Source organism: Pseudomonas sp. HY2-MNA-CIBAN-0224, assembly GCF_040310285.1.
In the GTDB taxonomy this organism is placed as follows: domain Bacteria; phylum Pseudomonadota; class Gammaproteobacteria; order Pseudomonadales; family Pseudomonadaceae; genus Aquipseudomonas; species Aquipseudomonas helleri.
The window spans coordinates 1-319 of record NZ_JBEOPQ010000317.1 but is presented as its reverse complement, the minus strand read 5'-3'; the positions used below and the strand labels follow the sequence as shown (position 1 = coordinate 319).

Annotated in this window: 1 protein-coding gene; it reads right to left on the bottom strand. The window is 42.0% G+C overall.

What is annotated here, in order from left to right:
• Positions 1–117: 117 nt before the first annotated feature.
• Positions 118–319, bottom strand: a 202-nt coding sequence (locus AAEZ03_RS26560) for a hypothetical protein (protein ID WP_350582763.1), incomplete at its 5' end; no start/stop codon positions are given.

Below are 319 nucleotides of genomic sequence, written 5' to 3'. Positions count from 1 at the left end.
GTATTGGGATAAGCTAAAAACGGGTCGTTAATACAGAAGGCTAGAAAAACACGCCCTAAAAATATTGTTTAAGTAAAAACGCTGACTTGTGAGAGTCAGCGTTTTTATTTGTTTTCTTCATAAATGTAAATCTGTCTCGCTGCCTTTATGCTCAATACGGCGCTGTTCACGGCGCTGATAACGCAGGCCAGAAGCAGCAAACCATTGCGGCTTGGTCTTTTGTAATAAATCACTTAATCGCTGCAACTGTACTTGCAGAGTTTGGGTCAACCAAAAATAGCCCTGCCACTCAAAACCTAAATTCTGCACGCTCGGATAC